Source organism: Parendozoicomonas sp. Alg238-R29 (assembly GCF_947331445.1).
GTDB lineage: Bacteria > Pseudomonadota > Gammaproteobacteria > Pseudomonadales > Endozoicomonadaceae > Sansalvadorimonas.
Genome location: NZ_CAMZOG010000017.1, coordinates 1 through 13,739, shown reverse-complemented (window position 1 = coordinate 13,739; position 13,739 = coordinate 1). Strand labels below are relative to the sequence as shown.

The window sequence follows — 13,739 nt, the reverse complement described above, 5'->3', positions numbered from 1 at the left end:
GCTATAAAGCAATCACTGCGCCAATCTCTTGAATTATTGTTTTTACTGGGGCAAGTGCTTTTTTATTTAACTTGAGCGCACCATAATTACCCATGGTGCAGTTCTGGTGCACGCGAAACGCACCAGAAGATAGCATGTTGTCATAATGGTTGATTTTAGTGACAGGGCACAGATGCAAGATTTTCAAGTATTCCAGATTCTTGGGCGACAGGCTTCCCGGCCGAGTACCTGTGGTCGACACAGCTGCCAGGCTTGCTCAAACAAAGCCCGTGCTTTGGCAGAAGAGTACCCAAGGTAACGCACTAGCAACACACCATTCCGAGAGGTTAAAGCTATGGGGTGGTCGGCATCCTGATTCAATTGGCTGTGCCACTCCTCTATGTCTGGCTCTTTATCAAGAGTAGCCATCATCGTCCCGAATACCGGCCGACCATGAAAACCAAGAAGCCCGGATTGTTTGTATTCACCAGCTTCAAGGTGCATACGCTCCTGAAATAAGGGCTTCCCGTCCCGTTCAAGGCGCACGGTTTGCAATAAGCTGCCCTGATTAAAGTGTTCACCTGAAGCCGTGCGTCCCAGGCAGATAATCTCCCAACCTATATAACGGGCTGTACCTGTCAGGGTCACCCTGGTTTCCATGGCCGCTGCACAGCCGTTATAAAGAATCGTTTCCTGAGGAAGCCATTCCAGACTTGCATCATTGCCTACTTTCAACTCAATGATCTGTTTTTGCTGAGAGCCAGACTGACTGAAATACACCTTACCGGCTGCCGGTGTGGTCACCACTCCAGCAGCCCCAGGTTGGACTGTAATGGATTGCTGCAACCTGTCTCCGGCCACCAAACCACCGGGTGGGTGCAGGATATAAAGATGCGCCAGATCACGCCCTTCGGGAAAGAAAGGACGCTGCAATCGTAAAGGGCCATAATGTCTGGTTCGACCGAGTATCGTCTTCTGGTCAGATGCCCTGAGCTCTACCTCCAATCCCGCTTGCCAGAACTGATGCGGGTCTTCCTTTGGCTTGCCCCGTAAGAAATGCGAAGACACATCTGGAGATGACAATGCAACGGTCATGTTGGTTATCTCTTGCTTGTTATTAGTACCAAAAAGGCTTACCGGAATTATTCAAAAACAGTGCCAACGAGCACATTGTTCCATGAGGTAATGTGCGATCACAGGTGAAAAAAATCTGCTTTTTCCCCAAGAGGTGAACCTTTTATAGGTGAACAGGCACTCTATGCAGGCTGCTACAAAATACCCAAATCTCTTTACACTGATGTGCTGCTTTGAACTACTTTTTCGTAAATCATCGGATTGTGGGGTGGTTTCACTGTGTCTGGCCAGAGCAGAAGACGCGATAGTATTCTTTTATCAACCCTGACCGTGGTGGCTATTATAGTTACCGTGATTGCTGCTTCTGCGGTTCAATTCCCCCCGGCTCAAGCGAATCTTCTTCCCGAAACCGTTCCCAATTTCTATTTTCAACGCTCTCACCAGATCGTTCTCACACCGTCAGACTACAAAACTGCTGGTTCCCTGGTGCTAAAAAAAACCAACGACAACCATATCCAAGTTCTGAAATGCTTTCCGGGAAGTGGATGTGAACCAGTACCAGAACTACAGCACTTGCAATTGCAGGGGTTAACCTTTGAGAAGGCAAGCAGGCTCGACAAGCACTCTTACACAAAAGCAACACTGGTTCTGGCAGCTGGATTACTGGGTGGTTACGAGTGGCTTGGGGGATATACATTGTATGTCAACAATATGCTACAAATGTTGCCATTAGTGGCTGTGGGTGGCTCCGTAGGGATTGGAGCGATTTTAATGGCTGGGCCTGTTGTCCTTGGAGGAGTCGCTACTATTGGTTTCAGTGCATATCTCCTGACATCCCCTTTAGCAATGATAAAAACAGTTGCAACAACAACCCAGGATATATTGGTATGGACCAAGGCTGCCCTACAGAATCTTCCACACAACATATACCGTTTTGCGACTCTTCTTGTGCAAGATCATCCCCTCATAGTCATAAGCACCATAGCGGTGACAGCGGCATCCAGTGCCTTCGCTTATTACTACCTTTATCAGCTATCTCTTCATCAACTCGACATAGATGAAGACTTTGGGCTTGAAATAAAAACTAAAGCCACCCTCCAACAATTGCACCAGGCTATTTTGCAGTACAACACTGTAAAAGCACACCATGAAACAAAATAGTGCGCCGGGTGTTAACTCTTGGTGAGCGCGCCCCGAAATGGTCCGTACCATATTCCCAAGTACAACCTCAGGGACTTCATTAAGGTCGATAGAGCCTGCTACAACGGCCTGGATTGAATCTGGCACCCTCTTTGCTTTTACGTAACTGCTTCAGGCATATACCAAACCGTCTGTTGCGGTTTAGATAACAAAGTGCAAAGGGATACAATGAAAACACTGAACACCACAGTCAAAAAAATCGCTCTGGCCACGTCAATATCTTTAGCTGCCGCGGCTGTACAAGCCTCAGAGGAAACTATTAAGGTCGGTGTGTTGCACTCTCTTTCCGGCACCATGGCGATCAGTGAAACCACTCTCAAAGACACTGTCCTGATGCTGATTGAACAGCAGAATAAAGAAGGTGGCCTGTTGGGTAAGAAGCTGGAGCCTGTTGTTGTTGACCCGGCCTCCAACTGGCCACTGTTCGCTGAGAAAGCCCGTGAACTACTGGTCAAAGAAGAAGTGGATGTCATCTTCGGTTCCTGGACCTCCGTATCCCGTAAATCTGCCCTGCCTGTTCTGGAAGAGCTGAATGGCCTGATGTTCTACCCGGTTCAGTACGAGGGTGAAGAGTCTTCCAAGAACGTGTTCTACACCGGTGCAGCGCCCAACCAGCAGGCGATTCCTGCTGTTGATTACCTGATGAGTGAAGCCGGTGACAGTGTTGATCGTTTTGTTCTGGCCGGTACCGATTACGTTTACCCACGTACCACCAACAAAATTCTTGAGTCTTACCTGAAGAGCAAGGGCGTCGCTGAGTCCGACATCATGGTGAACTACACACCATTTGGTCACTCCGACTGGCAGACTATTGTTTCTGATATCAAAAAGTTTGGTTCTGCTGGCAAAAAAACAGCTGTGATCTCTACAGTCAACGGTGACGCTAACGTACCTTTCTACAAGGAACTGGGTAACCAGGGCCTTTCTGCAGAAGATATTCCTGTTATTGCCTTCTCCGTGGGTGAAGAAGAGCTGTCTGGTATCGACACTGGCCCACTGGTTGGTCACCTGGCCGCCTGGAACTACTTTATGAGCGCCGAGAGTGACGTAAACGACGAGTTTATCGAAACCTGGCAGGCGTTTATCAAGGATGAAGAACGTGTCACCAATGACCCCATGGAAGCGACTTACATTGGTTTCAATATGTGGGCCAAGGCTGTTGAGAAGGCTGGCACCGCAGAGGTTGATTCCGTACGGGATGCTATCTACGGCGTAACTGTACCAAACCTGACCGGCGGTTATGCAGTGATGAACACCAATCACCACCTGACTAAACCAGTACTGATCGGTGAGATTCAGGACGATGGTCAGTTTGAGATCGTATGGAAGACCAGCGGTGGAGTCATTGGTGACGCCTGGACAGATTACCTGCCAGAAAGCGCCAAGATCATTGCTGACTGGACGGCTCCAGTGAAGTGCGGCAACTACAACCTGAGCACATCAGTATGTTCTGGTCAAAAATACGAGTAATCCCATCATGTAGCTTTGCGTAGGTTGGGTTATGCCACTTCGTGGCTACCCCAACCCACTTGCTTCGTTCTTATACGATTTATTTATGTTCTAAGGCGTTCTATGAATGTTATTCAGCGCTTGGCCGCACTGGTTTTTCTATGTCTGTCTACGACAGTGGTGGCGTTACCTGAAGGTTTAAGCGAACCCCTCTTAAGTAAACAATTATTAAAAGGCTCTTGGTCTGAGCGGGAAACCCTCGCCCACCACCTGGCTACCTCTCAAGAATCTTCATCCATTCAACTGGCGGAACTCTGGCTGGACGGACAGTTATTTGTACTCAAGTCGAATCAAACATTTGTGCTGACCCAAAAGGATGGGCGCAAATATCAGTTGACCAATCTCGCAACAGGTGAAGATCTTGGTCTTCATAAAAAACGTGCGGTAAAGAAAGTGCCGCTCAATAACAAGCTGCGCAAAATTCTGCGTAATGCGCTCTCTGTACGAGATCTGCAATCCACAGATACAGAATTACGACGCACAGCTATAGCCAACCTGCTGGGCGATGAAAATCCAGAAAGCTATGAGCTTTTGAAAACTGCCAGCAGAACTGAACAGAAGCGAGAGCTAAAAGAACTGATCAGTTCAGGTCTGGCACTGTTTGACCTGAAAAATGGCAATGAAGAACAACGTCTTTCCGCAGTCCAAATATTAGGCGAAGCCAACAATTCCGTTGTCTATACCAAACTGCAGGCTCAGAAGGCTATTGAGCAGGACAAAGATGTTCTGGCCGTCATTAATAAGTCTATTGATGATATTGAACAACGTCGCAAGTTCTATGGCGCAGTAGAAAACACCTTCTTTGGTTTAAGCCTTGGCTCGGTATTGCTGTTATCAGCGATTGGCCTTGCCATTACCTTTGGGGTAATGGGGGTCATCAATATGGCTCACGGCGAAATGATTATGCTTGGCGCTTACACCACCTATGTGGTGCAAAGCCTGTTGCCGGATCATATTGGTGCCTCATTGTTTATCTCCCTGCCCCTGGCTTTCCTTGTGGCCGGGGCTACAGGAGTGTTGATTGAGCGCACGGTGATTCGCCACCTTTACGGCCGCCCATTGGAAACACTGCTGGCCACCTTTGGTGTCAGCCTGATTCTTCAGCAGGCGGTGCGAACCATTTTCTCTCCACTCAACCAAAGCGTAATTACGCCTGAGTGGATGAGCGGCTCCATCGTTATCAATGAGATGCTATCCCTGACTGTCAATCGACTGGTCGTAATTGGCTTCAGCTTGATCGTGTTCCTCGGCCTTTTGTTTGTGCTGCGTTATACCCGTGCCGGTTTAACCATGCGTGCAGTCACCCAGAACCGGGCTATGGCCAGTTCCATGGGTATTCGTACAGGCCATGTTGACGCCCTCACCTTTGGTCTGGGTTCTGGCATTGCCGGTATCGCCGGTGTGGCACTGTCCCAGCTGACAAATGTTGGCCCTAACCTTGGCCAGAACTACATCATCGACTCCTTTATGGTGGTGGTCTTTGGTGGTGTCGGAAATCTCTGGGGCACCTTTGTTGCGGCCATGGGATTGGGGATTGCCAACAAGTTTATTGAGCCCTGGGCAGGAGCAGTTATCGCCAAGATTTTAGTATTGATCTTTATCATTCTGTTTATTCAGAAACGTCCCCGTGGTCTGTTCGCCTTGAAAGGGCGTGCGGTGGAATCGTAAGCCGTGCTTTTAAAATAAGAGTTTATTGATGAATTCTACTCAAACAATAAAAGGCGGCCCGGTCACACGGTTGCTGCTGAATGATCGAGGCGGACGTTGGTTCCTTGGTTGCCTCGCTGTCGGAACACTATCGGTTTTAGTACTGAATCTGTTGGTGCCTGCCTCTTCGCCCCTGCATGTCAGCACTTATATGGTGACATTGCTGGGGAAATACCTTTGCTACGGCCTGCTGGCACTGGCACTGGATCTGGTATGGGGTTACTGCGGAATCCTTAGTCTGGGACATGGTGCCTTCTTTGCCCTTGGTGGGTATGCCATGGGTATGTACCTGATGCGCCAGATCGGTGATCGAGGCGTATATGGCAACCCGGAACTGCCGGACTTTATGGTGTTCCTCAATTGGCAGGAACTCCCCTGGTACTGGCAAGGGTTTGATCAGTTCTGGCTTGCCGCGGTGATGGTCATGTTGGCTCCTGGGCTGCTGGCTTTCCTGTTTGGCTGGCTGGCATTTCGCTCCCGTGTGACTGGCGTATACCTGTCCATTATCACCCAGGCACTGACCTATGCGTTGATGCTGATGTTTTTCCAGAATGACTTCGGTTTTGGCGGTAACAACGGTCTGACCGACTTTAAAGATATTCTCGGTTATGACCTGCAGGCCGATGGCACACGGGCAGTACTGTTCCTGTTGTCGTCTGTGGCCTTGATTGTTGGATACCTGCTCTGTCATGGCCTGGTCAGTAGCCGCTATGGCCGCGTACTTGTTGCGGTACGGGATGCCGAGAGTCGCGCCCGCTTCCTCGGTTATCGAGTTGAGCACTTTAAACTGGTCGCTTTTGTCATATCTGCTGTGCTGGCAGGTATCGCTGGTGCCTTGTATGTGCCACAGGTGGGCATTATCAACCCCGGTGAATTCTCCCCTATTTACTCGATTGAGCTTGTGATCTGGGTGGCCATCGGTGGCCGGGGCTCACTCTATGGTGCGGTGATTGGTGCCCTGCTGGTGAACTATGCCAAAACCTGGTTTACCGGTGCTTTCCCGGAAGTTTGGTTGTTTGCCCTCGGCGCGCTGTTCGTAGTGAGCACTTTATGGCTGCCCAAAGGTATCGTGGGCATTGTTGAGCCCCTGATAAATAAGTTCAAACAACGAAAATCCGAGCCTGTAATGCAGGAGGTCGTCGATCATGGTTGATAAACATATACCCGATGACACCCTTCTCTACCTGGACAGTGTAAACGTCAGCTTTGATGGTTTTAAAGCTCTGAATGATCTGTCCCTGCTGGTGCGCAAAGGGGAACTGCGGGCCATGATTGGTCCCAATGGTGCTGGTAAAAGCACAATGATGGATGTGATTACCGGCAAAACCCGTCCGGATAATGGTCGGGTACTCTATCGGCAATCGACACAGGCTGAAGCCAGTACCGATCTGACTACATACGACGAAGCCGCTGTCGCCAACATGGGCATTGGCCGTAAATTCCAGAAACCCTCAGTGATTGAAAGCCTCACAGTCTGGGAAAACCTGGAGATAGCACTGGTCGGTCGTCGTTCACCTTTCGCTTCGTTGTTTCACCAGCTTGATGATGCGGGAGAAGTCAAAATTGCCGACACTTTGATGTTGATTCACCTTGCCGATCGCCGTGATGACCTTGGAGAAAATCTCTCCCATGGCCAGAAACAGTGGCTGGAGATTGGCATGCTGTTACTGCAGGAACCGGAACTGCTGCTAGTCGATGAACCGGCTGCCGGTATGACCGATGAGGAAACTTTCCGCACTGCAGATCTGCTCAAAGATATCGCCAGGGAGCGCTCTGTGGTGGTGGTCGAACATGATATGGAATTTATCCGGGCACTGGACTGCCGAGTGACCGTTCTTCATGAAGGCCATGTGCTGGCAGAGGGTTCACTGGACCATGTGCAGCAGGATCAACGAGTGATCGACGTGTATCTGGGGCGCTAATGGAAATCATTTTTGACGACCTTAAAGGCCCAGATCCCAACAGCGTGTTTATGACTCGCGACCTGACTGAGCATTAAACATGAGGGAGCATTGAAATTATGTTGGAAATTGAAAACCTGGATGTGTATTACGGAGCCAGCCAGGCACTGAAGTCTGTCTCATCAAAGGCCGAACCAGGAAAAATTACTGCGGTGCTGGGTCGTAACGGTGTGGGTAAAACCACACTTATGCAAAGTATTGCCGGACATGTGTCGCCAACATCCGGCGCCATTACCTGGCAAGGCAAGAATATTACCACCCAGCCGGCCCATACCCGTGCCCGTTCTGGTATTGCTTATGTTCCTCAGGGGCGACAGATATTTCCTTTGCTTACCGTACAGGAAAATCTGGAAACGGGTTATGCCTGTGTCCCTCGCGGCCATCGCACTATAGATCCGGAAATCTTTGACCTGTTTCCTATTCTCCATGATATGCGCAAGCGCCGTGGTGGAGACCTGTCTGGCGGTCAGCAACAGCAATTGGCGATTGCCCGGGCGCTGATTACCCGACCAGAGTTGCTTATCCTCGATGAGCCGACGGAAGGTATTCAGCCTTCTATTATCAAAGATATTCAATCGGTGATTGCCATGCTCCGTGACCGTGGTGATATGGCTATTGTGTTGGTAGAACAGTTCTTTGATTTTGCCCGTGAACTGGCGGATTACTATACCGTGCTGGATCGGGGTGAAGTGGTGCTGGCCGGTGAAGCCGACCAGGTAGATATCGAGGAAGTGCGTGGGCATATGATGGTTTAGAAAATAAACAGTTGTCGTTGATTTTAAGTATTAACGACAACTGTTTGTTTTATATGCTATTTACTCAGGCATAGAGAGTGGTACAAGTGAAGAAATAATACCGTTATTATCCGCATACACATACGAGCCGGGTTCAAAAGTCACACCGTGGAAAGTGACTGGAACATTCACTTCACCAATCCCCTTCTTATCCGTTTTCATAGGGTGGGCTCCCAGAGCCTGGACTCCCAGAGGCAGAGTTGCCAGAATATCCACGTCCCGCACACAGCCATACATGATAATACCTTCCCAGCCATTCTTAACGGCCTTCTCTGCCAGCATATCGCCCAGACAGGCACGACGCATAGAACCGCCAGCATCAACAACCATCACCTTGCCTGAGCCATCTTCGTCCACCAGTTCTTTTACACGGGAGTTATCTTCAAAACACTTAACAGTGACAACTTCACCACCAAACGAGGATTCACCGCCAAAATTACGGAATCCTGGCGCTGCTGCTGATACCTGTTCTGGGTAAGTATCACAAAGATCTGGCGTTATATACTTCATGGCGTTTTCTCTTGGTTATCATTCTAAGCCGAAGGTGGAAGGTATTTTATACTGGAACTGAGGTTTCAGGGAAAGACGATATGCCAGTTATAGATGGCCCCACAGCGGGCGGCGAACCACAGCGTGGAAGAAATCACCGCAAGGTTGCTGTTGGCAGCTATCGGCGTAGAAAGGTAGTTCGTGCCCATATGAGCAAACGTATGGGCTATAAAATGCCCAAACTTACCCCGGCAGAACGCAAAGATCGTCGCAGGGCAAGACGCCTGCAAAAGCAGGCGGAAGTGCAAGCTGAAAAAGCCGTAAGAGCGGAAGCCATCAAAGCAGCTAAAGCGGAAATGCGTAAAGACTATGGAGATCCATTCATTGTCGTTCTAGAGCTGGCAAGAATAGCGGACAAAATGAAGCCTGAGGATTACTCGGATCAGGTTGAATATATAAAAGCTGTAAGCTCAATAAATACCCTCATCACGATTCAATTAAAAGAAATAGAGAAGAGCCAGGAAAGAGACGCTGAGCGCAAACAGGAAGAACATGATCAGGATAGGCAGGACCAGAAAAGTTATAACGAGCGTCGGCAGTTGGAAGAGGCAAAGAGGGTAAAAGCCTTGGAAGATATAAATAAGGCCAATGAACTCAGAGAGCAATGGCTGAAACAGTTGCCTCCTGCTGCAGGAGGCTGATGCTCTGGCCTATAGCCATATTTACAAAACCTTCATTTCTGGAGCTGTTATTTTCCTTTTAAAGCCCTCATAGTGCCTGAGTGCTTTACGCCCTGCTCTGTCTACTCTGGCTATTTATGCAACAAACAATAACTATCTTTGGCTCCAATGATCAGCTCATTAACCAGCTTAAGAATTACCAACCTGTCAGCTGGTTTAATAATGAAATTACCGATTTTGAAACAGCCCTGCCTTATACAGACCTTACTCAGTATGATGTAGAAAATGCTGCTGCCAGATTGCAGCGCTTTGCTCCCTATTTTGAGAGCGCTTTTCCTGAAACACGCATCACTCAAGGCACGCATCACTCAAGGAGTGTTGGAGTCACCTCTTCAGGCTATTCCACATATGCAGAAAGCGCCTGGGATAGTGCGTAATACTTCTGGCAAGCTGATGATTAAACTCGACTCACAGCTACCTGTCTCCGGTTCTATAAAGGCACGCGGCGGAATCTATGAAGTTTTACACCATGCTGAGAGCCTGGCTCTTAATGAAAGACTAATTAGTAAGAATCAGGATTACAGCCAGTTTGATTCCAGAAGGTTTTCAGACTGTTTCAAAAATTACTCTATTGCCGTAGGTTCAACCGGCAACCTCGGTCTTTCTATCGGTATTATCAGCGCGAGGCTTGGTTTTAACGTTACGGTTCATATGTCTGCCGATGCCCGCTAGTGGAAGAAAGATAAACTGAGGGATCACGGTGTGACTGTTAAGGAGTATGAGTCCGATTACAGTCGGGCTGTGGAACAGGGACGAGAGCAGGCTGAAGCTGATCCCCATTGCCATTTGGTTGATGACGAAAGCTCTACCACTCTTTTTCTTGGTTATGCCGTTGCTGGTCAACGGTTGAAACAACAGCTTGATAAGCAGGGAGTCATTGTCGATCAAAGTCATCCTCTCTTTGTTTATCTGCCATGTGGAGTGGGTGGTGGTCCAGGTGGAGTCGCCTTTGGCTTAAAACTGGCTTTTGGTGATGCGGTACGCTGCATTTTTGCGGAACCCACCCATTCACCCTGCATGATGCTTGGGGTGTATACCGGCCTGCACGAAGGGATTTCTGTTCAGGATATCGGGCTGGACAACAGCGCTGTTGCAGACGGCTTGGCTGTTGGCCGTGCTTCCGGTTTTGTTGGCAAAGCCATGGAGCGAATGATTGACGGTTATTACACCGTCAGTGATGAAGAGTTGTTCCATAGATTGGGACAATTGCATCAGAATGAAGGAATAGCTTTGGAGCCATCAGCTCTGGCCGGTATGCCGGGAGTTGTGAAGGTTTTAGAGAATCGTGAATACCTTCAGCAGATGGGGTTGGCTGATAAAGTTGCCCAATCAACCCATATTGTTTGGGCAACGGGTGGAGGTATGGTGCCAGATGATGAAATGAATCACTATCTGGCACGCACTCACAAGCTAGGCAAATAGATCACCCTGGCGGTACATCTGGTAAATGCTTGAAAAATCTCTATCGCCCATACCCTGATCGCCATGCTTTTGGAACAGGGTTTGAGCCAGCTCTCCCATAGGTGTTGGCTGACTGCTGCCAGAGGCAATATCCATGGCTAATCCCAGATCTTTCAGCATCAGATTCACCATAAAGCCTCCCTGGTAGCTGTTAGCGGCCGGAACATTCTCCATAACGCCAGGGGCAGGGTTGTATTTCTGTAGCGACCAGTTACAGCCCGAGCTTTGAAGCATTACTTCTGAAAGGACTTTGGGATCAAGGCCGTTGGCCGCCCCTAAAGCCAGCGCTTCAGACGTTCCCGCCATATGAATCGCCAGCAGCATATTATTGCACATTTTTACCAGCTGACCATTACCAGCTGCACCAACGTGGAAGATATTGGCCCCCATTTTTTCAAGAACAGGTTTCGCACGCTTGAAGGCCTCATCTTCACCCCCAGCCATAAAAGCCAAGGTGCCAGCTGCAGCTCCAGCGGTACCACCAGATACCGGAGCATCAATAAATTGAACACCCTGTTCCTCTGCTGCCGCCGCCATATCCCGTGCGGTTTGCAGATCAATAGTGCTGGAGTCAATCACCAGTGTTTGAGGTAATAGTGCGGCAAAGAGGCTGTTCTTCCCGGTATATAAATCCCGAACGATTTTGCCATTGGGCAACATGGAAATAACAACATCGACACCCTCAACCGCTGCAAGGGCTGTGGAGGCGACTTTGCCTCCGGCCTTTTCAAGAGCGTCTAAAGAAGCTTTTGATAGGTCAAAGCCAGTCACGGCATAGCCAGCTTTAACAAGGTTGGCAGCCATTGGACCGCCCATATTTCCAAGACCAATAAACGCAATATTCATAAGTCTTTCCTCAGTTGTTTTTATTATTTGAGGTTAATGGTCATGTTAGGGCCGGATGGTTTGGCTGCATCTTCAAACCAACGACTGGTGACCGTTTTAGTCTCTGTATAGAACCGGACAGCCTGCTTGCCATAAGCGTGCTGATCGCCATAGAAGGAACCTTTCCAACCAGTGAAAGAGAAAAATGGCAGAGGCACAGGAATCGGCACATTAATACCTACCTGCCCGACTTCCACCTCATGGCGATAGCGCCGTGCAATCGCACCGCTGTCAGTAAAGATGGACGTACCGTTACCATAAGGACTGTTATTGACGAGTTCCAGAGCGTCATCCAGGTTTTCAGCTTCCATACAGCAGAGAACCGGGCCAAAGATTTCTTCCTTGTAGATAGACATATCCGGAGTTACTCCGGAGAACACGGTTGGGCCTATCCAGTTGCCATTGGGAAGGCCATCAACCTTACAGTCTGAACCATCAATCAAGCATGTCGCGCCCTCTTCCTTGCCTTTGGCGATTAAAGAAAGAACACGCTCACGGGCTTTGGGGCTGATAACCGGGCCAAAAGCTGCTTCCGGGTCATTCCACGCGCCCGGGCGAACATTCGCCAACGCTTCTTTAATGTCAGGCAACCATTCACGGGCTTCACCAACCAGTACAGCTACACTGATCGCCATACAACGCTGACCAGCAGCGCCAACAGAAGCACCAACAATATTATTAATAACCTGTTGTTTACTGGCATCTGGCATAACAACCATATGGTTTTTAGCACCGGCAAAACACTGTGCCCGCTTCAAATGATCTGTGGCTGTGCGGTAAACATGTTGACCAACATTCACAGAGCCAACAAAAGATACAGCTTTGATATCGTCATGGGTCAGCAGTGTATCAACTTGCTCCTTGCTGCCATGTACAACCTGAAGAACCCCCTCTGGTGCGCCGGCCTCGCGGAACAACTCTGCAAGGCGCATGGGTGTATGGGGATCCTGCTCCGAAGGTTTCAGAATAAAGGTATTACCGCAGGCAATTGCCATTGGGAACATCCATAGAGGTATCATCGCTGGAAAGTTAAATGGCGTTATACCCGTACAAACACCCAATGGCTGGATATAGCTGACCGTATCAATACCGGGCGCGACATTTTCTACCGATTCACCCATAAGTTGAGGGGCGATATTGGCAGCCTGCTCAACCACTTCAATGCCCCGCCAGACATCACCCTTGGCATCTTCGAATACTTTACCTGTTTCCTGGCTGAGGATTTCTGCCAGCTCATCGTGATGTTCTTTCAATAAAGCTTGATAACGAAGCATCAGGCGGGAACGTTCAGGCACTGCTACATTACGCCAGGTTTTAAACGCCTGTTTGGCATCGGCAATCGCTTGTTGCATCTCTGCTGGGGTGGTTAAGGGTGCTTCAGATATGACTTCGCCCGTGGCCGGATTGGTAACAGGAATAATCTGCTCTGATGCAGAAGCAACTAATTGGTTGTTAATGAACAGAGGAACACGTGCCGTCATTATCAAACCTCCGAAAATATTGTTTTTATAGTAAAAGTTCAGATGTTGTTGGCAAAAGGTGATGGTAACAGGTGAAAACTGAAACTATCACTATACGAAAATAGACGTACAGTCTGAAACCGTTCATCTAGACTCATTTTCTGGTAGATCATCAACTGGATAATTCCGTGAACAGAAAGCGTCAATTTGCACTGATAAATAATCTACCCCTGATTGCCTTGTCTGGTCTATTACCGTTTGTGACCAATCTACCGGCCGCAACCATCACCTTTGATGATCAAACGGAAGCCGCTAACCTCCACAGCAATGGCTTCAGTGGGCAGGCAGGGGCTGGGCCTACAGGTATACCGATTCCAGCACTAGCAGCCTGTCGGACTTAAAACGTCAATCAAGATAGAATCGAACATCCAGTTGCAGTGGCGTCAAGCTCTATGAATAAATGGATATTCAAACCCGTTG

The 13,739-nt window shown here is 48.9% G+C and carries 13 protein-coding genes and 1 pseudogene; 10 read left to right on the top strand and 4 right to left on the bottom strand.

What is annotated here, in order from left to right:
* Positions 1-183 precede the first annotated feature (183 nt).
* Positions 184-1,074 carry an urease accessory protein UreD gene (locus QMA35_RS06325; protein WP_281646294.1) on the bottom strand — a complete coding sequence of 297 codons (891 nt, stop codon included), beginning with the start codon at positions 1,072-1,074 and terminating at the stop codon, positions 184-186.
* 258 nt (positions 1,075-1,332) lie between these two features.
* On the opposite strand from QMA35_RS06325, the gene QMA35_RS06320 reads away from it, so the two are divergent.
* The 6 genes from QMA35_RS06320 (at position 1,333) to urtE (ending at position 8,185) form a co-directional block, all read left to right on the top strand.
* Positions 1,333-2,214: a hypothetical protein gene (locus tag QMA35_RS06320; protein ID WP_281646293.1), complete on the top strand. Its 882-nt coding sequence runs from the start codon at positions 1,333-1,335 to the stop codon at positions 2,212-2,214.
* A gap of 207 nt (positions 2,215-2,421) precedes the next feature.
* Entirely contained in the window at positions 2,422-3,723 is a 1,302-nt protein-coding gene (gene urtA / locus QMA35_RS06315; RefSeq protein WP_281646292.1) for an urea ABC transporter substrate-binding protein, read from the top strand.
* A gap of 102 nt (positions 3,724-3,825) precedes the next feature.
* Positions 3,826-5,430 (top strand): urea ABC transporter permease subunit UrtB, encoded by a 1,605-nt coding sequence (gene urtB / locus QMA35_RS06310; RefSeq protein ID WP_281646291.1) that lies wholly within the window; start codon positions 3,826-3,828, stop codon positions 5,428-5,430.
* A gap of 28 nt (positions 5,431-5,458) precedes the next feature.
* The gene (gene urtC, locus QMA35_RS06305; RefSeq protein ID WP_281646290.1) at positions 5,459-6,622 is read left to right on the top strand and encodes an urea ABC transporter permease subunit UrtC; all 1,164 of its coding nucleotides are present in this window, start codon (positions 5,459-5,461) and stop codon (positions 6,620-6,622) included.
* Positions 6,615-7,391, top strand: a complete 777-nt coding sequence (gene urtD / locus QMA35_RS06300) for an urea ABC transporter ATP-binding protein UrtD (protein WP_281646289.1) — start codon at positions 6,615-6,617, stop codon at positions 7,389-7,391. The genes urtC and urtD overlap by 8 nt, the downstream gene beginning before the upstream one ends.
* A 98-nt stretch (positions 7,392-7,489) precedes the next feature.
* Complete coding sequence (gene urtE / locus QMA35_RS06295; protein ID WP_281646288.1) at positions 7,490-8,185, top strand: urea ABC transporter ATP-binding subunit UrtE; 696 nt, start codon at positions 7,490-7,492, stop codon at positions 8,183-8,185.
* 60 nt (positions 8,186-8,245) lie between these two features.
* Here the strand turns inward: urtE and rraA are convergent, their stop codons facing one another.
* Positions 8,246-8,734, bottom strand: coding sequence for a ribonuclease E activity regulator RraA (rraA, locus tag QMA35_RS06290; protein ID WP_281646287.1), 489 nt, complete (start codon positions 8,732-8,734; stop codon positions 8,246-8,248).
* A gap of 80 nt (positions 8,735-8,814) precedes the next feature.
* Here rraA and QMA35_RS06285 point away from each other — a divergent pair, with 80 nt between their 5' ends.
* The 3 genes and pseudogenes from QMA35_RS06285 (at position 8,815) to QMA35_RS06275 (ending at position 10,875) form a co-directional block, all read left to right on the top strand.
* On the top strand, positions 8,815-9,414 hold the full coding sequence (locus QMA35_RS06285) for a hypothetical protein (protein WP_281646286.1): 600 nt from the start codon (positions 8,815-8,817) through the stop codon (positions 9,412-9,414).
* A 116-nt stretch (positions 9,415-9,530) separates the two neighbouring features.
* On the top strand, positions 9,531-9,830 hold the full coding sequence (locus tag QMA35_RS06280) for a hypothetical protein (RefSeq protein ID WP_281646285.1): 300 nt from the start codon (positions 9,531-9,533) through the stop codon (positions 9,828-9,830).
* Positions 9,802-10,875: pseudogene (locus QMA35_RS06275) on the top strand (D-serine ammonia-lyase). The gene QMA35_RS06280 and the pseudogene QMA35_RS06275 overlap by 29 nt, the downstream one beginning before the upstream one ends.
* On the opposite strand, the gene mmsB reads toward QMA35_RS06275, so the two are convergent.
* Both mmsB and QMA35_RS06265 read right to left on the bottom strand, forming a co-directional pair.
* Positions 10,864-11,760, bottom strand: coding sequence for a 3-hydroxyisobutyrate dehydrogenase (mmsB, locus tag QMA35_RS06270; protein ID WP_281646284.1), 897 nt, complete (start codon positions 11,758-11,760; stop codon positions 10,864-10,866). The pseudogene QMA35_RS06275 and the gene mmsB overlap by 12 nt on opposite strands.
* A gap of 23 nt (positions 11,761-11,783) precedes the next feature.
* The gene (locus QMA35_RS06265; protein ID WP_281646283.1) at positions 11,784-13,280 is read right to left on the bottom strand and encodes a CoA-acylating methylmalonate-semialdehyde dehydrogenase; all 1,497 of its coding nucleotides are present in this window, start codon (positions 13,278-13,280) and stop codon (positions 11,784-11,786) included.
* A gap of 167 nt (positions 13,281-13,447) precedes the next feature.
* Between QMA35_RS06265 and QMA35_RS06260 the strand changes: the two genes are divergently transcribed.
* Positions 13,448-13,660 (top strand): hypothetical protein, encoded by a 213-nt coding sequence (locus QMA35_RS06260; protein WP_281646282.1) that lies wholly within the window; start codon positions 13,448-13,450, stop codon positions 13,658-13,660.
* The last annotated feature ends 79 nt before the right edge of the window (positions 13,661-13,739 follow it).